Source organism: Gordonia sp. YY1 (assembly GCF_009872315.1).
GTDB lineage: Bacteria > Actinomycetota > Actinomycetes > Mycobacteriales > Mycobacteriaceae > Gordonia > Gordonia amicalis.
Genome location: NZ_WXYI01000015.1, coordinates 34,338 through 59,138, shown reverse-complemented (window position 1 = coordinate 59,138; position 24,801 = coordinate 34,338). Strand labels below are relative to the sequence as shown.

Annotated in this window: 21 protein-coding genes; 6 read left to right on the top strand and 15 right to left on the bottom strand. The window is 68.3% G+C overall.

All coding sequences use genetic code 11. From position 1 onward, the window contains the following. Positions 1 to 37: 37 nt before the first annotated feature. From BPODLACK_RS17795 to BPODLACK_RS17785, 3 genes are all read right to left on the bottom strand, one after another. Positions 38 to 1,645 carry a DUF222 domain-containing protein gene (locus BPODLACK_RS17795; RefSeq protein WP_006436057.1) on the bottom strand — a complete coding sequence of 536 codons (1,608 nt, stop codon included), beginning with the start codon at positions 1,643 to 1,645 and terminating at the stop codon, positions 38 to 40. 159 nt (positions 1,646 to 1,804) lie between these two features. After that, positions 1,805 to 2,131 carry a DUF2537 domain-containing protein gene (locus BPODLACK_RS17790; RefSeq protein WP_006436056.1) on the bottom strand — a complete coding sequence of 109 codons (327 nt, stop codon included), beginning with the start codon at positions 2,129 to 2,131 and terminating at the stop codon, positions 1,805 to 1,807. Next, positions 2,128 to 2,982 (bottom strand): TrmH family RNA methyltransferase, encoded by an 855-nt coding sequence (locus BPODLACK_RS17785; protein ID WP_159405852.1) that lies wholly within the window; start codon positions 2,980 to 2,982, stop codon positions 2,128 to 2,130. The genes BPODLACK_RS17790 and BPODLACK_RS17785 overlap by 4 nt, the downstream gene beginning before the upstream one ends. Positions 2,983 to 3,078: 96 nt before the next feature. Between BPODLACK_RS17785 and BPODLACK_RS17780 the strand changes: the two genes are divergently transcribed. Next, on the top strand, positions 3,079 to 4,329 hold the full coding sequence (locus BPODLACK_RS17780; protein ID WP_024499906.1) for a GNAT family N-acetyltransferase: 1,251 nt from the start codon (positions 3,079 to 3,081) through the stop codon (positions 4,327 to 4,329). A gap of 44 nt (positions 4,330 to 4,373) precedes the next feature. On the opposite strand, the gene BPODLACK_RS17775 is transcribed toward BPODLACK_RS17780, so the two are convergent. Further along, entirely contained in the window at positions 4,374 to 4,838 is a 465-nt protein-coding gene (locus tag BPODLACK_RS17775; RefSeq protein WP_024499905.1) for a MarR family winged helix-turn-helix transcriptional regulator, read from the bottom strand. Between the two features lie 97 nt (positions 4,839 to 4,935). Then, entirely contained in the window at positions 4,936 to 6,522 is a 1,587-nt protein-coding gene (locus tag BPODLACK_RS17770) for an NCS2 family permease (protein WP_024499904.1), read from the bottom strand. Between the two features lie 24 nt (positions 6,523 to 6,546). Between BPODLACK_RS17770 and BPODLACK_RS17765 the strand changes: the two genes are divergently transcribed. Further along, positions 6,547 to 6,795 (top strand): DUF2530 domain-containing protein, encoded by a 249-nt coding sequence (locus tag BPODLACK_RS17765; protein ID WP_006436051.1) that lies wholly within the window; start codon positions 6,547 to 6,549, stop codon positions 6,793 to 6,795. Here BPODLACK_RS17765 and BPODLACK_RS17760 read toward each other — a convergent pair. The 6 genes from BPODLACK_RS17760 to BPODLACK_RS17735 all read right to left on the bottom strand — a co-directional run bounded on the left by BPODLACK_RS17760 (position 6,792) and on the right by BPODLACK_RS17735 (position 14,477). Next, a complete protein-coding gene (locus BPODLACK_RS17760) occupies positions 6,792 to 7,460 on the bottom strand; it encodes a hypothetical protein (RefSeq protein ID WP_024499903.1) in 669 nt (222 codons plus the stop codon). The two genes, BPODLACK_RS17765 and BPODLACK_RS17760, sit on opposite strands and share 4 nt — an antisense overlap. A gap of 79 nt (positions 7,461 to 7,539) precedes the next feature. Continuing rightward, on the bottom strand, positions 7,540 to 8,706 hold the full coding sequence (locus BPODLACK_RS17755) for an MFS transporter (protein WP_236577710.1): 1,167 nt from the start codon (positions 8,704 to 8,706) through the stop codon (positions 7,540 to 7,542). Between the two features lie 43 nt (positions 8,707 to 8,749). After that, positions 8,750 to 9,823 carry a phosphotransferase family protein gene (locus tag BPODLACK_RS17750; RefSeq protein ID WP_024499902.1) on the bottom strand — a complete coding sequence of 358 codons (1,074 nt, stop codon included), beginning with the start codon at positions 9,821 to 9,823 and terminating at the stop codon, positions 8,750 to 8,752. Positions 9,824 to 9,871: 48 nt separating this feature from the next. Continuing rightward, positions 9,872 to 11,122 (bottom strand): acyl-CoA dehydrogenase family protein, encoded by a 1,251-nt coding sequence (locus tag BPODLACK_RS17745; RefSeq protein ID WP_159405850.1) that lies wholly within the window; start codon positions 11,120 to 11,122, stop codon positions 9,872 to 9,874. A 35-nt stretch (positions 11,123 to 11,157) separates the two neighbouring features. Next, positions 11,158 to 13,833: an outer membrane protein assembly factor BamB family protein gene (locus tag BPODLACK_RS17740; RefSeq protein WP_159405849.1), complete on the bottom strand. Its 2,676-nt coding sequence runs from the start codon at positions 13,831 to 13,833 to the stop codon at positions 11,158 to 11,160. Positions 13,834 to 13,895: 62 nt separating this feature from the next. Then, positions 13,896 to 14,477, bottom strand: a complete 582-nt coding sequence (locus tag BPODLACK_RS17735; RefSeq protein WP_159405848.1) for a phosphatase PAP2 family protein — start codon at positions 14,475 to 14,477, stop codon at positions 13,896 to 13,898. A gap of 218 nt (positions 14,478 to 14,695) precedes the next feature. Here BPODLACK_RS17735 and BPODLACK_RS17730 point away from each other — a divergent pair, with 218 nt between their 5' ends. Next, on the top strand, positions 14,696 to 15,415 hold the full coding sequence (locus tag BPODLACK_RS17730; protein WP_024499898.1) for a hemerythrin domain-containing protein: 720 nt from the start codon (positions 14,696 to 14,698) through the stop codon (positions 15,413 to 15,415). A 422-nt stretch (positions 15,416 to 15,837) separates the two neighbouring features. Here BPODLACK_RS17730 and BPODLACK_RS17725 read toward each other — a convergent pair whose 3' ends face one another. Further along, a complete protein-coding gene (locus BPODLACK_RS17725; RefSeq protein WP_006438224.1) occupies positions 15,838 to 16,977 on the bottom strand; it encodes an acyl-CoA dehydrogenase family protein in 1,140 nt (379 codons plus the stop codon). Between the two features lie 111 nt (positions 16,978 to 17,088). Between BPODLACK_RS17725 and BPODLACK_RS17720 the strand changes: the two genes are divergently transcribed. Beyond that, positions 17,089 to 17,667, top strand: a complete 579-nt coding sequence (locus BPODLACK_RS17720; RefSeq protein WP_024499897.1) for a TetR/AcrR family transcriptional regulator — start codon at positions 17,089 to 17,091, stop codon at positions 17,665 to 17,667. Between the two features lie 346 nt (positions 17,668 to 18,013). Here BPODLACK_RS17720 and BPODLACK_RS17715 read toward each other — a convergent pair whose 3' ends face one another. Then, on the bottom strand, positions 18,014 to 20,767 hold the full coding sequence (locus BPODLACK_RS17715) for a sacsin N-terminal ATP-binding-like domain-containing protein (protein WP_159405847.1): 2,754 nt from the start codon (positions 20,765 to 20,767) through the stop codon (positions 18,014 to 18,016). Between the two features lie 17 nt (positions 20,768 to 20,784). Beyond that, positions 20,785 to 21,573, bottom strand: coding sequence for a DUF3027 domain-containing protein (locus tag BPODLACK_RS17710; protein WP_096273343.1), 789 nt, complete (start codon positions 21,571 to 21,573; stop codon positions 20,785 to 20,787). A 233-nt stretch (positions 21,574 to 21,806) separates the two neighbouring features. Between BPODLACK_RS17710 and BPODLACK_RS17705 the strand changes: the two genes are divergently transcribed. After that, a complete protein-coding gene (locus BPODLACK_RS17705) occupies positions 21,807 to 23,633 on the top strand; it encodes an MFS transporter (protein WP_232513074.1) in 1,827 nt (608 codons plus the stop codon). Further along, a complete protein-coding gene (locus tag BPODLACK_RS17700; protein ID WP_024499893.1) occupies positions 23,630 to 24,163 on the top strand; it encodes a DUF2771 family protein in 534 nt (177 codons plus the stop codon). Before BPODLACK_RS17705 ends, BPODLACK_RS17700 begins: the two co-directional genes overlap by 4 nt. 21 nt (positions 24,164 to 24,184) lie before the next feature. Here the strand turns inward: BPODLACK_RS17700 and BPODLACK_RS17695 are convergent, their stop codons facing one another. After that, positions 24,185 to 24,598, bottom strand: a complete 414-nt coding sequence (locus BPODLACK_RS17695; protein ID WP_006438218.1) for a cold-shock protein — start codon at positions 24,596 to 24,598, stop codon at positions 24,185 to 24,187. Positions 24,599 to 24,801 lie beyond the last annotated feature (203 nt).

Below are 24,801 nucleotides of genomic sequence, written 5' to 3'. Positions count from 1 at the left end.
ACTTCGAGTGTCTCGACTTCGGGGATCTGGGCTCAGGTCAGAGGCGGCTGAGTAGTTCGGCGAGGTGTGTTTCGATGAGCGACCGGGGATCCGCGCGCAGTTCGCGGCTCGGCGGGACGACCCGTGGCCGGTGGTCGATGACTCTGCGCACCACAAGGCGTGCTTCATCGCCGGACGCCGTTGCGGGTCCGTGGATCTCGTTACGTACCTGTTGGAGGTGTTCGATGAACCGGCGGGGTATGTCGGGTCGCCGGTTGATGCGTTCGGGGTTGGGTGGTGCCCCGGGCTCGGCGTTGAGCCGCCAGACGCAGCGGCCTTCATCGGATCCTTCACGGACCATCCGGGTGGTGTACTGGCCGGGTTGCTCTCCGACCATGCGGTTGTGTTTCGGACATGCGGGTGCGAGGTCGGTGATGTCGGTGAGTCCGCCGAGGCCCCAATCGAGTTGGGCGTGATGCATTTCCACGTGTGCGGCGGAGAGGTCGCAGTCGGGTGTGGAGCAGTTTTCGCCGTCGGGGCGGGCGAAGGACACCAGGCGCTGTTCGCGGGTGGCCAGGCGCTTGCCGCGTCCGAAGTAGAGCGGGACGGCGGTGGCGTCCTTGAACACCGCCAGCCATGGTTGGGCGTCGGCGGCCAGGTTGACGAGATCTTTGATCGGGATCAGGGTGCCGGTCGCGGTGGTGGCGAAGCCGGCTTCACGGATCAGATCGTTCAGATCGGCCTTGAAGATCATCTGCACGGGTAGTCCGCGGTGGCTCTTACCCAGTAGACCGTCCTCGAACACAGCTTTCAGCAGTGCGTTGAAGGCGTCGTGGTTGAGCTGGGCCGGGGTGCGGTCATCCCGCTCGGCGGCTGCGGCGACCACGTCGGGGTCGGCGTCGTCGATCGAGCCATGGGGTGATTCAGGGTCGTCGGGGTTGTTCATGCCGGGTTTGGCCCAGACGGCGAGCAGCATGGTGACCCGGGCAAGCAGTTCGGGTGTCAGGGTGCCGGTGAGTTTGGCCGTGCCGTCGGCACGCTGCCGGTCGACCCACAGATTCCGGCGGCGCTGGCGATCCGAATCGTCGGTGAGGGTGCCGTCGGGGTCGAGGTGGGCCAGCAGTCGGGATCCCAGGGCGGTGATGTCGGCCGGCGTGTGGTCGACGGCGATCTCGGTCATCTGAACTTCGGCGGCGATCTTCACGTCGTGGTCGACGGCGTGCGGAATCTGGTCGAGGACATCGATGACCGCACGAACATGGGCGGGGCCGACATGCCCGTCGGCAAAGGCCTCGGCCAGGGTGGGGTGCTGGGGTGGGAGCGGTTCACCGGTCGGGCTGGAAAAGGTTGCGGTGGCCGACATCTGGTCGCGGCGACGCATGGGTTCGGCGATCCGGAGGCGATGGGTCATGAACTGGATGACACTGCGATGACCGGTCTTACGCGGTAGGTCACGTTCGGTGGCTTCGACGACCTGACGGTCCCCGGCAAAACTCAGTCGCGCCATGGCCCTTTCGGTCTCGGCGGCGAGATCGACGAGTTCGGCATCCGAACACTGCGTCAGGTTCACCGTCTGCAACTGGTCGATGAGCGAATGGATTTGATCGACGAGCGCGGCAGCTCCGGAAGGCGGGACCGCGGCGGCGGGCCGTGCGCTGTCTGCCAAGACGGTCACCCCCGGAGAACACTGATCGAATACATGTTCGACTGTACACGGGAATGCGCTGGTCCGCACCGAATCTTGACGTCCACTCATCGGCTCGGCCCTGTCGGTGGTGTCTGGTAGGTGAGGCTTGGGCCAGATGTTGTCCGCGCGGTGGCAGAGCTAACGACCCATGATCAGCAACGCGATCGACGACGTCACCCCGGCCAGGAAGCCGATGAGCAGGCCCCAGACGATCCAGCGCCATACGAGGCGGTAGCGGAACTCCCAGAGGGTCCAGCCGAGGCCACCGGCGACGACGAGCACCGCGGCGATGCCGAGGAACTTCAGGATGCCGCCGATCAGTTCGTAGATCCCGACGAGCACGAACGCCCCGAAGAGTGCGCAGACGGCGGATACGCCGATGCCGAGCGCCCAGGGCGTGGGCTCGGTGTGCCCCACCCACGGAGTGGGCTCGCCATTCCGATCGAACGGTTCGGGAGTGTTCACTCCCCCATCGTGCCCGACCGGACACGCTCGTAGAACGCGACGGCCGCGGCTGTCGCAACGTTGAGCGAGTCGGTTCCGCGACTCATCGGGATGCGGGCCTTCACATCCGTCGACGCCATCGCCGACGCGGTGAGGCCGGGCCCTTCGGCGCCCACCAGGAATCCGATCTTCTCGGCGTCGACCGCCTCGGCGAGCGTCACCGCGTCGGGGTCCGGGGTCATCGAGACGAGACGGAAGTCGCGGGAACGCAGTTCGTCGAGACCACGGGGCCACTCGTCGAACTTGGCGAACGGCACCAGCAGGGCATGACCCATCGAGACGCGAACGCAACGCCGGTACAACGGGTCGGCGCAGCCCTGACCGAACAGGACGGCGTCGACGCCGAGGCCGGCGGCGTTGCGGAAGATCGAGCCGATGTTCTCGTGATCGTTGACGCCTTCGAGGATCGCCACGGTGCGCGCGGTCTCGACGATGTCCGGCACCGAGAGCACCTCGGGGCGTCGCGAGACGGCGAGGACGCCGCGGTTGAGGTGGAAGCCGACGATCTCCGCCATCACCTCGGCCGAGGCCCGGAAGAACGGGACACCCGACAGCGACGGGTCGCGCAGATCGTCGTCGAGTTCCTTCAGACGCTTGTCGACGCCGAGAAAGGCGTGGGCGGAGAACCTCGAGGCGATCATGCGCTGCGCGACGAGCACGCCTTCGGCGATGACCAGACCGCGTCCGGGGCGTCCGCCGGGCAGAACCGGGAGGTCGGGTCGGCGGTCCACCGAGTTGAGGTCACGGAAGTCCTCGACCCGGGGATCCTGCGGGTCGTCGATGTCGATCACTTCCACTGCGAGCCCGGGCACCGGAACAGTGTGCCACCCGGGCCGTACGTGACCTGCGACACCCGTTCGAACACCCGATGAGTACCCCGGCCTCGCCGATGTGGAAATGTTGAGCCCGTGACCAACAGCGTCTCGACCCCGACGTCACGTCTGTCCCTCCAGCGCGCCACCGACGCCGACTGGGACGACATCATCACCACCGATGCCCGTGCGTTCGCCATGCGCAATCCACTGCCCGACGACGAGCGCGCCGACCTTCGCGGCAAGGTCGCCGACGACGACATCGTCCTGGTGCGCGACACCGGCCTCCCGTCGAAGCCGCTCGTCGGGGTGTCGATGTTCTACCGGATGTCGATGTCGTTACCCGGCGCCGGTGTGGCCGACGCCGCCGGACTGTCGTGGGTGTCCGTGGCGTCGACGCATCGTCGTCGTGGAATCCTGCGCACGATGCTGACCGAGATGTTCGGGCAGTGGGAGGCCGAGAACTACACGTTCGCGATCCTGACCGCGAGTGAGGGCACCATCTACGAACGCTTCGGGTTCGGTCCGGCGTGCTTCTCCAACACCGTGTCCATCACGCCCGGGCATGCACCGATGCGCGGCGATCAGCCGAAGGACGCGACCGTGCGCTTCGCCGACGTCGACGAGATCGCCGCTGCCGTACCCGATCTCCATGCACGCTGGACGCTCACCACCCCCGGCGCGCTCACCCGGACCCCCGCCTGGTGGGCACCGATCCTCGCCGACCGGCCGTCGGAGCGTCCGCTGCCCGCGAGCGGACTGCATTACCTGCTGCACGACGACGGCTACGCCAGTTACCGCATCTACAAGAACGAGAACGGTGGCGTGCGGGGCGAGGTGAACGAGGTCTTCGCGGTCACCGACGACGCCCACTCCGACCTGTGGCGGGTACTGACCAACCTCGACCTGATCCCGTCACTGACCGCCACCATCCCGGTCGACGACCCGTTGCGGCACAAGCTGATCAACGCGCGAGATGTGTCGATCACCGGCCTGCGCGACGAGATGTGGCTACGCATCCTCGACATCCCGGCCGCGTTGGGATCGCGGAAGTACGCCGCCGACCTCGATGCCGTCATCGAGGTCACCGACGAGTTCCGTGGTCACGGAGGGGTTTTCACGGTGTCCGCGCGCGGCGGCGACGCGATCGTCGCACCGGCGGCCGAAACCGCAACGCCCACAGTGAAAATGGACACCTCGGTGCTGTCGAGCATCTACCTCGGCGGCATACGACCGTCGGCCTTCGCGGCGGCCGGCCGGCTCAGCGTCGACTCCCCGACAACGCTTCGAGCTCTGGACCAGGCCTTCACCACCGATCGGGCACCGTTCTCCGGCACGTTCTTCTGACCCCGCAAGCTCCGGGACTCATTCTGGAGCGGGCAATGACCGCGTCAGACCGCCCGGGTGTGCGGCACGTCGGTGTCCGGCTTACCGAGGATCTTGTTGAAGATGATCACACCCTCGCGCAGGGCGTCCCGTTCGTCCGGCGACAGTTCGCGCAGCCGGTCGCTCAGCCAGGCCTCGCGGGCCGCCAGCTCTTCCTTGATGACCTCCACCCCGTCCTGCGAGAGCGTCACGATGGCCTGACGCCCGTCAGTCGGATGAGGTTCGCGCTTGATCATGCCCAGATCCGACAGCGACGCGATCACCCTCGTCATCGACGGCGGGCGCACCCGCTCAGCCGCGGCGAGGGCACCAGGGGTCATCGGACCTTCGTGATGGAGCGTGTAGAGGGCGGAGAGCTGCGTCAGCGAGACCAGCTTGTTCTCGCGCCGCCCCCTCAGGCGTCGCGCGAGACGTACGACGGCGAGGGACAGGTCGCCGGATAGACTTCCGTAACCATACGGTGAATGCATTACCCCAGAGTAGGACAGCTAACGACCTCCAGATCTCTAAGCAAAGCAAATTGACCCGGGTGGATGACAAACCGGTCGCAAAATTTGACTACAGGCGTTAGCTGATGAGGTCGGAGATCGGTCCACGCGCGAAGTAGGCGACGAAGACCGCGGCCACCAGCCACAGCAGCGGATGAACCGTGCGGGCCTTGCCGGCCGCGGTGGCCATGACCACCCAGCTGATGAAGCCGATCCCGATGCCGTTGGCGATCGAGTACGTGAACGGCATCGACACGACGGTCAGGAAGGCCGGCAACGCGAAGTCGAAGCGACGGAAGTCGACGGCCGTCAGCTGGCCGATCATCATCGCACCGACCACCACGAGGGCCGGCGCCACCGCCTCGAGCGGGATCACCTCGTAGATCGGCGTCAGGAACATCGCGACCAGGAACAGCACGCCGGTGACCACATTGGCCAGGCCGGTGCGGGCACCTTCGGCGATGCCCGACGCCGACTCGACGAAGACCGTGTTCGACGATGCCGAGCCGACGCCGCCGGCGATGGCGCCCGTCCCCTCGACCACCAGCGCGCGGCCGATACCGGGCAGGTTGCCCTTCTCGTCGGCCAGGCCGGCCTCCTTGCCGAGGCCGGTCATCGTTCCCATGGCGTCGAAGAAGTTGGAGAGCACGAGCGCGAACACCAGCACCGACGCCGCCAGCACACCGATCCGGGTGAACGCGCCGAACAGGTCGACATCTCCGACGAGGCTCAGGTCGGGCAACCCGCCCAGCGCGGTAGGGATGTCGGGCACGGTCAGTCCCCAACCGGACGGGTCGTCGACGCTGGAGCCGTAGTCGAAGATGCGCTCGAGCACGACCGACAGGACGGTGGTGATCGCGATGCCGATCAGCAGACCGCCCGGGACCTTCCGTACCACCAGGACACCCATGATCAGGACACCGAGGGCGAAGATCAGCGTCGGGATGGTGGCGATCGAGTTGTCGCTGCCCAGCTGGACCGGAACGGTGGTTCCGGCGGCGTCCGGGATGCGTTTGACGAAGCCGGCGTCGACGAAGCCGATGAACGCGATGAACGCGCCGATGCCGGCGGCGATGGCCGCCTTGAGTTCGGCCGGCACCGCGTTGAACACCGCCGTGCGGAATCCCGTCACCGCCAGCAGCACGATGATGATGCCGTCGACCACGACGAGACCCATCGCCTCCGGCCAGGTCACCTCGGGCGCGATCGAGACCGCGAGAAGACTGTTGATCCCGAGACCGGCGGCGATCGCGAACGGATAGTTGGCGATGAGACCGAAGATGATCGACATCACGCCCGCTACCAGTGCGGTGACCGCGGCGACCTGCGCCAGCGGCAGCACGTTGCCGAGCACGTCGGCGTTCTTGTCGCCGCCGGGGATGCCGCCGATGATGATCGGGTTGAGCACCACGATGTAGGCCATCGTGAAGAACGTGACCAGGCCGCCGCGGAACTCGCGGTTGATCGTCGATCCGCGCTCGGAGATCTTGAAGAAGCGGTCGAGTCGACCGTTGGGCGTCGTGGACGCAGGGCCTGCGGTGGTCGCGGGGCCGATGTCGACCGTTGCCGGGTCGGCAACACCTGCGTCGGCCGCTTCGGTCGCCTCCGCGGTCGAGGTGTCGGCGGGTGTCAGGTCGCGGGCCTCACTCGGGACATCTTTGGGCACCTGTGGAAAGCTACCCTTTGTCTCATGGCCGATACAGTCGACGTCCCCGAAATACCGCGCGTGCTGCGTGCTCCCGAGCCGGTGATCGTGGTCGGGATGGTGGCCTGGCTGGTGGCGACGGTGGTCGTCGCGGTCAACGATGTGGGCGGCGGCAATGCACTCCGGATCTGTCTGGTCGGGCTCGGCGTCGGCCTTCTCGGCACCACGATCGTGCTGGTCCAGCGGGCCGGCGTCCGCCGAGGCGCCCGCGGCGCGCAGGAGGGTCTGGACTAGATCGGGTCCTCGATTCCCGACGCGCGGCCGCGGTTCTCCCCTGCGCTCGGACGCCGGAACGGCTTGAGCCGGAGGACGTGACGCAGGACAAATCCGAGCACCGGCCGGATGAACGGCACACCCCATCGCCAGGGCAGCCAACCGACCCACCGCGGCGATCCGGCGATCTCCCACGTCACCGTGACGGTGTCGAGCCGAGCGCCGTCGGTGATGGTGAATCGCTCGGCGAAGTTCTTGATGGCGAACGGCAGCGAGATGCCGGTGCCGACCAGGACGAGTTGCTCGCGCTCGGTGACCGCGGCGACCCGCTGCTCGACCGACAGGATGGTGCCCGACATCGTCCGCCGCGATCCGACGCCGACGACACCGGACCCGCGCGTCGTCCACTGCGGCCCGGTGAGGAACGGCAAGCTCGAGAGGTACTCGGCCTCGGTGAGCCGCTCCCACACCTCACGGCGTGACAGCGGCGTCGTCTCCTGCAGGGTGATCGCGAACGACGCCCGACGGTCGATGTAGTCATCGACCTCGTCGAGCGACATGTCCCGCACCGCGAATCGGCTGGGGTTGCCCGCGAGCCCGTGGAGCACGAACAGCGCGATGATCCCGAGCACGCCGAGCACCACCAACACCCCGAGAACGATCAGCAGGATCGTCGTTGCACTCACCCAGGCCCCCAATCAGGTTTCATATATGAGTATCAGAGCGCACGGTGTCGACACGAGCGAATCCGGGGACGAGTGAAACCTACGTGGCCTCGCCGACCGGGCGCAGGGCTTGTCGCCCGGTCGCCCCGACGCCGAGGGCCACCACCGCGAGGGCGAGCAGCGCGATGGGCAGGGTCGCGAAGGTGGCGATGGCCCCGACCATCAGCGGCCCGCCCGCGTCACCCACCTCGCGTCCGAGTTCGGCGTTGCCCATCGTGCGACCCATCCGTTCGTCGGGCGTCGAGTCGGCCAGATGGGCGAAGGCCAACGGCGTGACGCTCCCGACCATCACCCCGATCGCCGCGGACGCGATCAGCAGCGTCACGGCGTGCGGCACGAACGCAACGAGTATCAGTGCGGCCGCGCCGACGGTCATCCCCGCCAGGGCTCCGGTTCGGATGGTCAACCGACCTTCGTCCCGGTACCGGCCGACCAACGGCTGGACGACGGCGGACACCAGGGCGAGAACCGCTACCGACGCCGCGCCGACGAACGACGGCAGACCCTCGCGCGAGGCCAGTAGCGGCAGGAAGCCCACGGCGACACCGAGAATCGCGGTCGTGGTCGCGAGCAGCATCGTGGGGACGAGGAAGCCGCGTTCGGTCGTCTGACGGGCCAGGTCGGCGAGGGTGTATCGCTGCCGGGGCAGCACGGGCGGTGCGGGCAGTGCGACCGCCACCCAGATGGCGGCGGCAAGGCCGAGGACCGCGAGTGCCGCGTACAGCGACCGAATCCCACCCAGGTACACGAGTCCGACGCCGAGCAGGGGTCCGAACACATAGCCCAGGCTCTTCCAAGCGCCGTAGCGACCGAAGTAGTGCCCCAACCGTTCTCGTCCCGCCAGGCGGGCCACCGCCGCCGACGAAGCGGGCGAGAACGCGGACGCTGCGGCGCCCTGACCGAACCGGGCGAGCGCGAGAGCCAGCGGCGTCGCGGTCGCCACGCCGATCAACGACGCCACCGCGAAGGCGACCAGCCCGCCGAGGATCACCGGTTTGGCCCCGATGCGATCACTCAACGCCCCGAACAGCGGTTTGAGAACCACCTCGGCGAGGTCGTACAACGCGAGCACGAGGCCCAGGCCCAGCAGCGACAGTCCGATGTCGTCGCTCTCGGAACCGAGAACCGTCGCGACGCCGTGCGCGCCGAACGCCGTGGTGAAACCGGCGAGATACAGGGGCGCGATCGAACGCGGCGAGGCCGTCACGTCATCACTGTAGAAGCCCGCGACGGCGGGTCGTCCCGGCCGGTCAGACGGCGACGATCTCATTCAGCCGGTTGCCGATGATCCCCACCGCGAAACCCAGCCGTTCGAACTCCTTGTTGGTGGTCTGCCCGTGGTAGTAGCGGTAGTAGATCTGCTGGGCGATGACCACGGCCCGGAAGAGTCCGAACGCCTCGTACCACCGCCACCGCTCCGGCGACATCTCGAAACCCATACGCTCGCAGTATCGTTCGACGAACTCCGCCCGCGTGATCATCCCCGGCAGGTTCGTCGGGACGCGGCGCATGAGCTGCAGCTCGTCGGAGTCGTCGGCTTGGATCCAATAGGCCATCGATCCTGCGAGATCCATCAGCGGGTCACCGAGCGTGGCCATCTCCCAGTCCAGGATGCCGATCACCTTGGTCGGGTCGTCCTTGTCGAGCACCACGTTGTCGAGCTTGAAGTCGTTGTGGATGATGCAGTTCGCCACGTCCTCGGGCTGGTTGTCGGCCAGCCACGCCATCGCCGTCTCGAAATCGGGCACGTCGTCGGTGTGCGCGTTGCGGAACCGGGCGGTCCAGCCGTCGACCTGGCGCCGGACGTAGCCGAGTCCCTTCCCGAGGTCGCCGAGACCGGTCTTCGCCGGGTCGACCGAATGCACCTCGACGAGCGTGTCGATGAAGTTGAAGCAGAGTTGCCGTGCCTGATCGGCGTCGAGCGGGACGTCGGCGGGCCACTCCTTGCGCGGGATGACGCCGTCGATGCGACCCATGACGTAGAAGTCGGCGCCGAGGACCGAATCGTCGTCGCAGAAGGCGATCATCGGTGCGATGTACCGGATCACCCCCGAGAGTTCGGACTGGATGCGGTACTCGCGGCGCATGTCATGCGCGCCGCGCGCCTTGGTACCGCGCGGGGCCCGGCGCAGGATCAGGTCCCGCGTCGGGTACCGCAGCAGGTAGGTGAGATTGGAAGCGCCACCGGCGAATTGCCGCACCTCGGGCACCGCGTCGAGGCCCTCGACGTCCGGCGCCGCGGTCCGCAGCCACGTTGCCACCGCCTCGACGTCGAACGCGTCCTCGTCCCGCACCTCGCGCGCCTCGGTCACCTGGTCAGCCATTGTGGGAGTTCACCCTTCTCGTTCGTGGATGTGTGTGGACGGGCGCGGTCAGCGGTACTTACCGAGTTCCAGGCGGGCAACGACGTTGCGGTGCACCTCATCCGGGCCGTCGGCCAGACGGAGCGAACGTGCACCGACCCAGGCCTGTGCGAGCGGGAAGTCGTCGGTGAGGCCGGCGCCGCCGTGGAGCTGGATGGCCATGTCGACGACGGACAAGGCCATGTTCGGCACCTCGACCTTGATCTCGCTGACCGCGGACAACGCCTCCCGCGACATGCCCTGATCGAGCAGCCACGCCGCATGGTGGACCAGGAGTCGCGACCTGTTGATCGCGATGCGGGCGTCGGCGATCCGTTCGCTGTTACCACCGAGCCGGGCCAGTTGCTTGCCGAATGCCTCACGCGAGAGTGCGCGGCGGACACCGAGTTCCAGCGCGCGTTCGGCCAGGCCGATGGCACGCATGCAGTGATGGACGCGTCCCGGACCGAGACGACCCTGGGCGATCTCGAAGGCGCGGCCCGGTCCCAGGAGGATGTTCGACGCCGGGACCCGGACGTCGGTGAAGGACACCTCGCCGTGGCCGAACGGCTCGTCGAAATATCCCATGGTGGTGAGCATCCGGTCGATCTTGACGCCGGGCGTGTCGATCGGGATGAGGACCATGGTGTGGCGCGACTTGCGGTCGGCCTCGGCGTCGGTGACGCCCATGAAGATCAGGACCTTGCAGTCGGGGTGCCCGACACCGGTGGAGAACCACTTGGTGCCGTTGATGACCACATCGTCACCGTCGAGAACAGCCGACGCAGCCATGTTGGTGGCATCCGAGGAGGCGACGGCGGGTTCGGTCATGCAGAAGGCGCTGCGGATGTCGGCCCGCAGCAGCGGCTCCAGCCAGCGCTCGCGCTGCTCCTCAGAGCCGTAACGGAGCAGGACTTCCATGTTCCCGGTGTCGGGGGCGTTGCAGTTGAAGATAACCGGCGACAGCGCCGACGATCCCGTCGCCTCGGCGATCGGGGCGTAGTCGACGTTGGACAGGCCCGCTCCCCCGTCGGTCCCGAAGTCGGCGGCGTAGCGGCCGGCGTGGGCAGCCGGGAGGAAGAGATTCCACAGACCCTCGGAACGTGCTTTCGCCTGCAGTTCGGCGATGATCGGCGACGGCGTCCAAGGATTGCCGTCCCCCTCGCGACGTTCCTTGATGTCCTGGTGGATCCGGGATTCGACGGGTTCGATCTCGTTGGTGACGAACGCCCGCACTCGCTCGGTGAGGTCGGCGGACCGTGGTGACGGAGAGAAATCCATTCCCCGACCGTATCGCGGAGGCCCCTTCCCGGTGGCTACTTCCAGTACAGCGTCGAGCCGTCCGGTCCGGCCGTGGTGCTCACGAGTTTGGCGAAGCAGTGGTCGGGGTCGAAGCCCTGGGTTCGGCACCAGCTGTTCGCCTCCACCGGGCCGGGGAACGTCGCCGCCGCGACCGTCACCCACCAGCCCTGGTACGAGAACACCGGCCACTCATCACTCCACAGCAACCGAACATCGTTGAACCGCAGGCGAAGTGCGAGGAACTCGTCGAGGATGGCCTGATCGTCCCAGGTACGACCGTCGGCCACGAGACCCGGACGTTTCGAGCTGAGCTGGGCGACCCAGCGGTTGTTCAGGTTGGCGAGGATGAACGCACGGTCGGCGTCGGCTTGCAGGCGAAGGGCGTCGACGCTGGTCGCGGTCACATCCGTGCCGGCCGGGAACGCGGCGTCCGTGGCGACCGACGACGCCGCCGGCATGCCCGAGTCCGGCGTGGTCACCGACGGTGGCGGCCCCGGCGTCGGGCCCTTGTCACAGTCGACGAGATACTGTCCCCCAGCCGAACCCGAGCCGGAGCCACCGGCAGACCCCGAACTCGGTCCGCTCCCGTTCAGAGTGTCGGGCAACCGGAAGAAACTGCCCGGCGGGTAGGTCAGCTCGAGATCGAGGGCGCCTCCACCATCGGGCGCCGGGACGGCGACCGGGGATCGCTGGAAGTCGAAGATGCCCGACGCGACCAGACCTCCGGCGTCGGAGATGGTGATCCGGGTCTGCGGACCGAACAGGACGTCCCCGCCGGGACACTCCGCGGTGACCCTCATCGTGATGACGAGGCCACCGGTTGCGGTGCGGAACGACTGCGGTGTGAAGACCGGCGGCGACCCGCACGGTGTCACGTACTCCGTTCCCCCACCGTCGGAGCCGCTGTCGCTCGCCCGGGTGGTGCCCGGGACGATCGCGCGCGGACCCGTCGGGGCGAAGCCGGTGATCGTGGTCGAGGTCAGCGTGACCAGACGGTCGCCGATGGCGAAGGTGCGTGCGGGCCCGGGCGCCCCACCATTCGTTCCGGTGTTGCCGACCGACGCTGCCGGCAACGACCACTGCGAAGAACCGTCGGCCAGGTCGATCGCGACCACGCCATCATCAGCCGACGGGAAGATCAGGCGTTCGCCGTCGGTGACTCCGTAGCCCGTGCGCCCGGCGTACCCGGCTGCCTCGGCGGTCCACCGCTGTTCCCCGGTGGCGACGTCCGCTGCCACCACATCCCCACTCCGCACGTAGACGAACTCGCGGTCATCCGCGACGAGTGCGGCGACCGCAAGGTTTCCCGTACCCGGCACCGACCACAGTGACCGCCCATCACCGAGGTCGACGTAGGTGCCGCCGATCATCGTCCGGTCGCGCTGATCGGGCATCGCCACCACGGGGACCTGGACGTCGACACCCGCGTACCGGGCGGTGGTGCCGTCAGCGCGCAGGTGCACGACGGGCCCGTTCTGCGGCTGCTCGTCGTTCATGCTGCCGCTCAACAACATCAGCGAGCCGTCCGCGAGGCGTCCGATGCCGGTCCGGCCGGGGCTCGTATAGACCACACGTCCGTCGTCGGCGGACACCACCCCGATGACGCCGTCAGCGCTTGCGACGAACTTGTCCGTCGCCGTGAACTGCGACGAGTCCCCGCTCGGTAATGCCTCGGGAAGGGTCACCGTCTTCTGCCACTCGGTGCCCCGTGGCGTCAGCTTGATCAGCGTCATCTGGCCTTGCCCGCCACCGAACTGCCGCACGAATGCCGCGCTGCCGTTGAACGCGATGCCGAAGGCCGACCCCGGGACCGGCACACTGCCGGCCGAGCGTCCGGTTCGCGTGTCGATGAAGTGAGCGCTCCCGTTGCCGAGACAGGCAATGGTGTGATCGACGATCGCGTCGGAACATGACGACACCGGCTCGTCGAACATCCACCGGTTTCCCGATGCGACATCGATCCCCAGCACACGGTGTCCGGAGGACGAGCTCCCACGGTCCGCTCGGAGCAGGGTCACGAGTGTCTGGTCGTCGTGTACCGCGCCCAGGGTCTCGTATGACGATTCCATCGTCAGCGGTGACACATACGAATCCGCCCCGAACGATCCCGACTCGACGGTCCACGCCGCACTCGGCGCCGTGGGATACGACCCCGTCAACTGTCCGGCGAGCAGGTCGGGCTCCTCCGCGGACTGCGTCGTCTTCCACCACACGACGCCACCCACGACGAGGGCGAGCACGCATGCCAATGCGATCCCGGTGATGACATACGCCTTGGTGTTCGACCGGCGCGGAGGCGGCGGCTGCCAACCGGGCGGTGGATACCCGGGAGGTGGATACCCCGGCGGCGGCCGCCAGCCGGGTGGCGGCGGATAGCCCGGCGGTGGATACCCGGGCGGGCCCATCGGGGGCGCCATGCCGATCGACGGGTGGGGACTCTGGCCGAACTGCGTCGACGCGTACGGGTCGGGTTGCGCCGGCCCGGTGCCGGAGGGCGTCGACGCGTACGGGTCGGGTTGCGCCGGCCCGGTGCCGGAGGGCGTCGTCGCGTGCGGGTCCGGGCGACTGTCCTTGTTCAGCGAGACCCCGGGTACAACCGTGGGACGGGCCGGCTGGATGGTCGTCGGCGACTCGTCGGGTGGTCGGGGCGCGTCGGCATCCCCATCGGACGGCGGACCCGGATGCGACATCTTCACAGTCAATCCCAGTCGCACGCGCCCGAACTATCCCCTGCCCGGACGATTTCCCGGCGTCAGCCCGCGCGGCCGGTGGGAACGTCTGCACGCCTCCGCGTTTCGTACCGTGCGAGCACCCAGGTGCACAGCGCCACCCACAGCACCCCGAAGATCCAGCCGGACACCACATCTGTCGTCCAGTGCACGCCGAGCTCAATTCGGGTGAGTCCCACCAGGATCGACAGCAGCGGTGCGAGCAGAAGAATCCAGCGATGTCCGCGCACCCACGCGAAACAGCGGTACGCGACGACCGCGCAGAGACCGAACACGATCATCGTCATCATCGCGTGGCCCGACGGATAGGAGAACGAGTCGATGTTCAGCAACCGGTCCTCGATCGGCGGCCGGTTGCGCGCGAACCCGAATTTGAGTCCCTGCATCAGCGCGTAACCGAGGAGGGTTCCGACGCCGACGTACACGGCGTCGACGCGCCGACCGGCGGCCGCCGCAAAGACCACCGCCAGGACGGTGAGGGTGGTCAGGATCAACGTGTTGCCGAGAAGCGTGACGAATTCGGCGATCGTGTTCCACGGCTCGGAGCGATTCGAGACGACCCAGTCCCATACGTTCTCGTCGATCGTCGTCGGCGACAGGAACATCGGTCCGACCTTCCTCTCCTCCGGCGTGCCGGTAGCACGACCGACCCTGACTGCACCGACCCTAGCCCGACACCGCAACCGTTCGACCGACCGACGCCGCGCACCTCGTGACCTCGCGAAACCCGACGCTCAAGCCGTCTTCAAGTGCGCCACAAGAGGCGAGACCGACAGTGGTCACCGTCAGCCGAACCCCGACACACCAGATGAGGACCCACCCGATGACGACCCACCCCGCCACCACATTCCCGATCCAGCTCCGCCTCCCCGGCCAGGCCGCCGCGCCCAACGGGCCGATCGACCCGTTCATGATGTACGTCCTCCACCACGCGTTCCGACGCGACCTCGCCGACTTCGCCGCGGCCGTACCCCGCACCAAGCTCGACGACGCCGGTACCTGGCGCGCTCTCGCCGACCGCTGGACGATGTTCGCCACGGCGCTTCATCACCATCACAACGGCGAGGACGTCGAGCTGTGGCCGCTACTCGAGGAGCGCTGCGACGACGCCGAGAAGCGGGTCCTCGAGGCGATGGATGCCGAACACGACCAGATCGACCCGATCCTCGAGGAGTGCGACGCCGGGTTCACGACGATGGCCGCCCACGCCGACGAGCAGACCCGTTCCGAGTTGGTCGACGCACTCGTCCGCGCCCAGCCGATCCTCGGCGAGCACCTCGCCCACGAGGAGACGGACGCGATCGCCATCGTGCAGCGCCGGATGACGATGCACGACTGGGAGGAGTTCGAGGCCAAGATGGGCAAGCAGTCGGGCCTGGGCGAGATGCTCAAGATGAGCCCGATGATGGTCAAGGGTCTGTCCGACGCCGACCGCCAGGCGGTGTTCGCCCGTCTCCCCGGCATCCTCAAGCTGCTCATCAAGCTCGGTGGACCGCGTTTCCGTCGGCTCGACGGCCGCGCCTTCTACTACCTGAACCGGTGAGCGCATGTCGGCCGGCCGGCCCCGGCCGCTCGCATGAGCGCGAGCCCGACCCCCATGCGCTCGCCGGGCGTGGCCCACGCGCATCTGCTGGTTGCGCCGGGTTTCGACACGACGCCTCGCTTCGCTCGGTGTCGGCTCAACCGACGTGGGCACTGCTGGTTGAGCCGGTAGCGAGCGGAGCGAGCCACCGCGTCGAAACCTCGCGCCATGCTGGTTAAGCCGGTCGGTGGGGTGTGGCAACCGGGTTTCGACGCGACGCCTCGCTTCGCTCGGTGTCGGCTCAACCGGACGTGGGGACGCGACGCCTCGCTTCGCTCGGTGTCGGCTCAACCGGCGGGGGTGGGTCCGCTCGGTGTCGGCTCAACCGGCGGGGGTGGGTCCGCTCGGTGTCGGCTCAACCGGCGTCGGGGTTCGCCGAGACGTCACTTCGCGAGCGCACGCCCGATCACGAGACGCTGGATCTGGTTGGTGCCCTCGAAGATCTGCGTGATCTTCGCCTCGCGCATGTAGCGCTCGACCGGGAAGTCGCGGGTGTAGCCGTAGCCGCCGAAGACCTGCACCGCATCGGTGGTGACCTTCATGGCGGCGTCGGTCGCGACGAGCTTCGCGGTGGCCGCCGCCCGCGAGTACTCCATTCCCGCATCACGACGACGCGCCGCATCGAGGTAGGTGGCACGCGCCGAATCGACGGCGGCGGCCATGTCGGCCAGCACGAACGACAAACCCTGATGGTCGATGATCTTGCGGCCGAACGCGGCTCGCTCCTGCGCGTAGTCGACCGCCGCGTCGAGAGCGGCCTGCGCCAGCCCGGTCGCCACCGCCGCGATGCCGAGCCGCCCGGAGTCCAACGCGGAGAACGCGATCTGCAGACCCTGTCCCTCGGCACCGAGACGACGATCCTCGTCGATGAACGCGTTGTCGTACGACGCCCCGGTGGTCGGGACCGCGTGCAGACCCATCTTGTCCTCGGGCTTGCCGAAGGTCAGACCCTCGGTGTCGCGGGCGACGAAGAGGCAGGAGATGCCCTTCGATCCTTCGCCGGTCCGCGCGAAGACGTTGTAGACGTCGGCGATACCGCCGTGGGTGATCCATGCCTTGGAGCCGGTCATCGTGTAACCACCCTCGGCGGGGGTGGCGCGGCACGCGAGCGCCGCGGCGTCGGACCCGGCCTGCGGCTCACTCAGGCTGTAGGCGCCGATCAGCTTGCCGTTCAACAGATCCGGGAGCCAGCGCTGCTTCTGATCCTCGGTACCGAAGTTGAACAGCGGATGGCACGCGAGGCCGTGGACGCTGACGGCCACCGCGACCGACGCCCAGCGCGCGCCGAGTTCTTCGAGCACCTGCAGGTAGACCTCGTACGGTTGACCGCCGCCGTCCCACTCGGTCGGGTACGGCAGTCCGAGGAGGCCGGCCTCGCCCAGTTCGGCGAACAGCCCCTCCGGATACTGCCGATCCTTCTCGTGCTGGTCGACGATCGGCTTCATCCGCTTGTCGGCGATGTCGCGGACCAGCGCGATCAGGTCGCGAGCCTCGTCGTTGGGGAGCAGACGGTCGACCGGCATCGGTACCTCCATGTCAGAGAGCTCAGGTAATCAAACTAGTACTCCAGTCCTTTGCACAGTACTATTCCGGGAGCGGCAGGTACAGCAGACGCAGTCGGGAGGAGGAGTCGTATGCCACGCGAGGGGTTCGCGACGCGGCGTCGTGCCGCCCTGTTCGACGCCCTGCTCGAGCTGATCCTGCGCGACGGTTTCGCCCACCTGTCCATCGCCGACATCGCCGCCGAGCTCCGGTGCTCCAAGTCGACGCTCTACACCCTCGCGGCGAGCAAGGAACAGCTGGTCACGGCAACCGTCACCCACTTCTTCCGTACCGCGACCGAGCAGGTCGAGGCGAGGGTCGCGGCGTCGAACAGCCCACGCGAGCGGGTCATCGCATACCTGGTCGCCGTCGGTGAGGCGCTGTCACCGGCGTCGGAGGCGTTCATGCGCGACCTCGACGCCTTCACCCCGACCCGCTCGCTCTACGAACTCAACACCGCCGCGGCCGCGACCCGGGTACAGAAGCTGATCGCCGACGGTGTCGCCGCGGGCGACTTCCGCAACATCGACGCCGCCTTCGCCGCCGACCTCGCCGCCTCGATGATGAGTCGCATCCAGCGCCGCGAGGTCTGGGCCGCCACCGGCCTCGACGACGCCGCCGCATACCGCCAGCTCGCGAGCATCCTCACGACCGGGATCGACGCGGGGTAGGTACAGCTACAGCGACCGTCCGGTCCGAGCGTCCGTTGCCTCCCCAGTCGACCGCCGGCGACCGCCGAACCGGCAATGTCGTTGCACGGCAGAAGATCGCGTCCACCTCATGAGTACTCAAGGGCAGATTGCCCTCGGACGGTGCTCATGGGGACGAGATATTCACCAGAACCCAGCCCGCCGCGCATTCGCGCGCCGTTGCACCAGAGATTGCGTCGCGAGGCCGCGTCACAGCCCTTCGAGGCTCGTCGCTGTCGCTTCTCGCACCGCTGGGCGGGTTGCGTATCAGGAAGCGAATTTGATTGCGCCGCTCGCAGACTGAATCCTGATCGAAGTCAGTCCGCCTTCAGGACGTGGAGGTGGCGCGGAGCTCGAGGTGCGTCACCCCGTCCTCGACCCACCATCGCACGCGGATGTCCCGCCGGGAATCCGCAGAGCGCAACGAGATCCACAACTCGTCATGCAACCGCACCTGGCCACGCGGCACCTCGACCCCGCGTTCGGCACCGAAACGCACCGCCTCGGGGTGGGCCCAGGTCGCGGTGTCGCCGGGGTCGCGGACGGTCGCGGTGTACTCCTCGGAACCGAGCGGCAGGTCGAGCAGCGTCGCCAGGACCTCGGCGTCGGCGGGAGTGATCGTCGGTCCGGCGAGAACCGCCTCCAGGTCCGGCACGGCCTGGAGGAACCACGGCTGGTCGACGACGACCGCGCGTTCGGTGACGATGCCGGCGATCGTCCGAACCCGTTCGGGCACCTCGACATCCGCGGGATCGATGACGCCGCGACGGCACGCCGCGACCACGGCGGCGTGCACCATCACCGCGGCACCGGCGGAGATGTCCCGCTCCGGATCGCCGAGGCGGGTCAGCAGGAGGTCGGCATCGACGGCGGTGTCGGGTTCCAGGCGTGCGAGCGCACCGACCAGCGCGTCGGCGTGCGGATGGTCGAGGGGGTCGATGATCCCGGCGAGGATCTCGTCCGACGGTGCGCGGTACTCCCCCAGCAGCAACCCGTCGACCTCGGCGTGCCGACGCAACCACCAGGAGGTGTACCCGTCCCGGTCGGCGAGCAGCGGCGCGATGTCCTCGTCTGTCGCCATCATGGTCAGCGCCTCGGACCAGGACCGGTCGTCGATCAGGTCGAGATCGCGTACCGCGGTGAGCCTTTCGGGCGCGTCGGGCAGCGTGTCCCACCAGTCCTCCTCATCGGGGAGGTCGTGGTCGGGAGCGACCGGCAGCTCGTCGTCGACGGTGAGGAAACCCCACCCGACGCCAAGCCGTCGCAGTTCGCCTGCGCCACACTCGGAGACGACCTCGTCGTCGACGACGCCGAACGGATGATCGTCGACGAGGACCGAGAGGAGCGGACTGTCGGGAAGCAGGAGTTCATCGGCGGGACGGAGTTCGCCGTCCGTGTCGAGCAGCGGCAGGGTGGCCAGCCACGTCGGTACCGCCGCGTCCGGGTCGGCGCGCAGTACCGCACAGATCTCGGCGGCCAACCCGTCGTCACCGGCGCCCTCGGGGTCGATGTCCTCGATCAGCACCCGCAGCGCCGGGTCGGCCAGCGCATCGGTGACGGAAAGTTCCTGCACGCCCAGACGTTCCAGCAGCGAGTGGCGGGCGTCGGTGTGGACGGTGGGAATCCACCGCATCGGGGTCGCGATGCGATCGCTGACGAAAAGGCCGCGAACCCCGACCGACATCCGGCCGTCCGACCGCGGAAGCGGCAGCGCACCCAGTTCCTCGACCTCGCGTCCCGTGGACACGAGCGGCGCGAGCGCCTCGTACAGGTCGTGCCACCAGGACGGTTCATGCTGCAGACCGCCGAGTCGCTCGGCCAGCGCCGCCAGCCCCAACTCCTCGACCCCCAGCCGACCCATCGTCGGAAGGTGTTGCGCGAGAGAGATGTCGGGATGCACGAGGTCGGCGAAGTGTTCGGCGAGGATCTCGGCCAGGCGATCGGTGAGCCCGATGAGGACGACGGAACGCGAGGGCAACAACGCCTCGCCGTCGGCACCCGGCAACCACGCCGTGTCGCGGAGCTGCTCACGCACCGCCTCTATCAGCCTGACGTCGTCGCGATTCCGGGCGAGGTGCAGTTCCGGGACGAGTTGCAGTCGACGCACCGGGTCGAGGAGTAGCAGCAGGTCGACGTAACCGGCTGCGGCGTAACGGATCTCGGCCCGGGGGTGCAGGTGCCGACGGTCCGGGGTGAGCGCGAGGTCGGTGATACACCGACACGGCAGGCTCAGTTCGATGTCGGTGGGCGTGGGTGCGCGCAGGACATCGTGATCGGGTGTGCGACCGCCGTCGGCATCGACGAGCCAGCGTGTACCGCCACGCGTGACCTCCAGCCAGCGCTGCGTCGACGACGACCCGGCGCCGCTTACGGACACCGTGACGATCGCCGACGAGGCCTCGTCGTCGGCGACCCCTGGCCCGGCGGACCGCTCGGCCTCGATCTCCACACCGCCGACGGTGATCCGTTGCAGTGCAGCAAGTTCGACCACGAGATCGGGAGCCTGGGCCAGCATCGCCTCGATCAGCGGACCGGAGGGCTCACGCAGGCTCAGGACCACCTCGGTGTCGAAACCCTCAGCGGGTTCGACCTTCGACGGCCACACGAGCCGCAGGACCGGAACGGTGTCAACCGAAAGTCCGGCTTCCCGAACGGCTTCCACGGTTTCGGCACGGTCGAAGACGATCGATCCGGTGCGCGAGCGGACCTCGACACGGTCCGCGACCGTTGCGGTGGCGGTGAATCCGACGCCGAACCGTCCGATCTGACCGCCGGTGGGTGTCTTCGCCGACACCCGCAGCGCGGCGAGCGACCGGACGCCTTCGACAGTCAGCGGCTCACCGGTGTTCGCGACATGCAGCTCGTCACCATCCACCCAGATCGAGAGCTCGCCGACGACCCCCGCCGCAGCCGCGGCGTCGGCGGCGTTGGCCGCCAGTTCGGTGAGCAGACGGTCGCGGTATCCGACCGTCACCAGATCAGCCTCGGCGGCGGCATCCTCGGCGAGGCGTGTCGGCGAGGCCACCCACCCGTCGAGCGTCGACGACCGCAGCGCGGCGGTGCCGAACGGATCGGCGCTCATGGGTGAGGGCGTGTCGCTCAGGAGTTCGCCGGTTCGGCGTCCCGGGTGATCGAGATGATCTCGAGGGCACCGTCGTCGTAGGCGTCGTACGCGGGTGAACCGTCACCCTTCGGAGCCTGGACGTCGGAGTGTGCGCCGCAGCCGTACTCGGCGGAGACCACCCGACCATCGGCCGCGTACTCGTTGGTGCAGGCACCGAACCCGGCGCGCAACGCGCCCGCGAGCGGCACGTAGAAACCACAGGTGCAGCACGAGAACGGGGCCGCCTGCGCCATCTCCGACGACGGACCGAAGTCGCCGTCGTACCAGCGCTGCGCGGCGTCGGCGCGGCCGTCGTAGCTCAGCAGCCGGCGGCGGCCGAGGCCGACCTCGCCGGCCACCTGGCCGATGTCGTCAGGGTCCTCGGACTCGGAGTCAAAGCGGAACTCGTCGCCGGTGTCGATCTGATTGGGCACCAGACGCGGGTCGTCGGGCTCGGCGGCCAGCAGATCGCCGGGCGCGAGATCGCCGGACGAGACGCGCTCGGCCCACGGCACCCACGGGGGCGCAAGGAGCGAACCGTCGCCCGGCAGCAGCACGACCTCACTGAGGGTGATCTCGTCGCTGCCCGGCGATCCGGCCAGCACGACACACCACTGCCACCCGCGATAGCCTGCGAGCTCGGCGTCGAAATAGTGTGCGGCAGCCCACTCGCCCTCGGCCACGCTGCGCCGATGTGCCCCGGGCTGCTGTCCGTCGTCGACCAGCGCGGCTCGTGCGATGTCGACGGCAGCCAGCAGTCGTCCGCCCTCACTTACGTCAGTCACGGTTCCAGTGTGCAATATCGCCGACGTGTGCCACACAACGACCCGCTTCAAGCGGCACCGGCACGATATGAGGAACAATCGTGTGCGTGATCCCACGGAGTTCCCGACACGACGATGGGCGCGGGGCCCCCAGGGGTCCGGCGAGCCAGCCTCAACCGCCGACCGATGATCGCGGCCGACGTGCCGCGCAGCACCCCGGGTCGGCGAACTACCCGGCCGACGAGACCCGCCAGATGAGGGCAGGCCGGCCGGCACCCGGCTGGGGACCGCCGCCCGGCCCGGGCCCCGGCCGCAACGCTTACCTGCCCCCGCCCACACACAATCCGCATCTACCGCCGCTCGACGATCGAGGTCAGCCGTTCCACGACGAGACGGCGACCCGCGCGATGCCCACCGAGCACGGGCCCCGAACGCCCGAGAAGCTCACCGTGATGCGCGTCGCCGCGATGCGCAGCCGCGAGCTGACGAGCAAGGGCATCGGCAAGATCCATCAGGCCGCGACCGCCGACGGTGCCGACCAGTCCGGCCTCACCGCGCTCACCCTCCCGGTGATCGCGAACTTCGCCGCCGACGCCGCGATGGCCGTCGCGCTGGCCAACACCCTGTTCTTCGCCGCCGCATCGGGTGAATCCAAGACCAACGTCGCGCTGTATCTGGCGCTGACGATCGCCCCGTTCGCGCTCATCGCTCCCCTGATCGGTCCGCTGCTCGACCGGCTCCAGCGCGGACGTCGCATCGCGATGGCCACGACCTTCGGCCTGCGCGTCGTGCTGGCCCTGCTGATCATGACCAACGTCCAGTGGAACGACGCCACCCAGCAACTCGAATACGACCCGTGGGTGCTCTATCCCTGCGCTCTGGGGTTGCTGGTCCTGTCGAAATCCTTCGGCGTGCTCAAATCGGCGGTCACCCCGCGCGTGGTGCCACCGACCATCGACCTGCCGCGCGTCAACTCCCGCCTGACCACGTTCGGACTGATCGGCGGCACCATCGTCGGCGGTGCGTTCGCCGCGCTCGTCGAGATGCTGCTCGGCAAATTGCTGCCGCTGCATCTGCCGGGAGCCATGGTGTGGCTGGCGATCGTCGCCGCGGCCGGGGCGTACCTGTGCATGCGCATCCCGTCGTGGGTCGAGTCGACCGAGGGCGAGATCCCCACGACCCTGACCTACCACGGTGAACCGGCCCGTTCGAGCACCCCCGAACACGAGCCGACCAGCGCTCGCGAGGGTGCGAAGATGCTGGCCGCCAAGATGCGTCAGCCGCTGGGCCGCACCGTCGTGGCCGGCCTCTGGGGCAACGGCACCATCCGGATCCTCACCGGCTTCCTGACGCTGTTCGTGGCGTTCTACGCCAAGTCCCAGCAGGGCGATGCGTCGGACTGGACGCAGTTGCTGCTGCTCGGCGCGGTCGGTGCCGCGGCGGGCGTGGGCAACATGATCGGCAACGGCGTCGGCACCAGGCTGGAACTGAAGAATCCGCCGAACATCATCGTGTGGTCGACCGCCGCCTGCTTCGTCGTCGCGGTCCTCGCGGCCGTCTTCGGCAACATCGCCGCGGCCGCTGTCGCCGCGCTCGTCGCCTCGGGCACCAGTGCAATCGGCAAGGTGTGCCTCGACTCATCGATCCAGGACGACCTGCCCGACGAGTCGCGCGCATCGGCGTTCGGCCGCTCGGAGACGGTTCTGCAGCTGTCGTGGGTGTTCGGCGCGTCGCTGGGTGTGCTGCTGCCCCCGACCCTGTGGATCGGGTTCACCGTCGTCTCGGTGCTACTGGGCCTCGGGCTGCTCCAGACGGTGCTGACGACCCGCGGTTCGTCGCTGGTGCCCGGTCTGGGTGGTCGACGCCCCGACCATGCCGCACCGACCGTCGCGTTCCGGGCGGCCGGCGCGGACGACGCCGCGCAGTCCCGCCGGACCAGCCCGGGATCGGCGCCGACCCGGCCGCACACCCAGCGGCCGTCCACCACGCGGATGCCGTCGACGGCACCCTTCCCGAACTCCGGTGACCGGCCCCACGGTGACCGCCAGGCCCCCGACCAGACAGGACATCGCAGACAGTGATCAGCAGTGGAGAGAAGAAGGCACTCGCGATCATCGCGATCGTGGTGGTCGCGTTCGTCGCGGTGGTCGGCACCTCGGTGTTCCTGTTGACTCGCAACTCCACGCACGACGACAAGCCCTACCTGCACATCGCCGTCGGGAAGAACCTCTACACCGTCGAACCGGTGCGCTGGTGCGACCTGATGCTCGACGAATGCGACCCGCCGCTCGGCACGTCGCAGCGCGAGGCGCCCCGGGTTCCGGTGGCGGTCGGCGACACGGTGATGCTGTCGGTCTCCGGTGACATCTCGCAGGGTCCGTGGAACCTGGCCGCCGTCTACTGGACGCCGAGGGGACTCGTCGAGGACGAGCAACCCCAGGCGTCGGGCGAGACCTACACGGTCACGTTGAAGACAGCACCGGAATACGTCCTGCTGGGGATCACCGTCTACCCGGCGTCGGCCAGGCTGACGCGGAACGACGAGATCATCCCGCGCGGCGTGCTGGCAGCAGAGACCGCACCGCAGGAGTTCCAGAAGTACCTCGGCTGAGGAACGGGCGGCTCGTCGAACTCAGTGCTCGAGTTCGCGGGCCACCGCGCGCACGACCTCGGAGATCCGCTGCGCGGTCTTGCGATCGGGGTAGCGCCCCTTGCGCAGGTCCGGCTGCACCTTGCCCTCGAGCAGGGTGATCAGATCTGCGACCATGCCGTGAAGTTCGTCGGGGGTGTGCCGCTTGACGTCCTTACGAGCGGCCTCGCGCACGTTCTTGGACACGCTCGGCGCGGGTTCGAGGACCTTGACGCTCAGCGCCTGCGGCCCGCGGCGACCGGCGGCCATGCCGAACTCCACGCGCTGCCCGGGTTTGAGGGCCTCCACCCCGTCGGGCAGGGCAGACGCACGGACATAGACGTCCTCGCCGTCCTCCTGCGCGAGGAAGCCGAAGCCCTTGTCCGCGTCGTACCACTTCACCTTGCCGGTCGGCACTGTGCTCACCCTCATCTGTACGTCGTGATCTCGTCAAAGATCTGCCTGTCACAACAAAAGACGCCGTGACCCATCTCTACAGCCCCCGGGAAGTCCGTAAGGGCCCAGACGGATGCAAGGCGCCTGCTGCCCCATGGTAGCCAACACCCCACCGCCGGTCACACCATTACCTCCGCGCACCCCGTTCCACCCATCACTCGGCG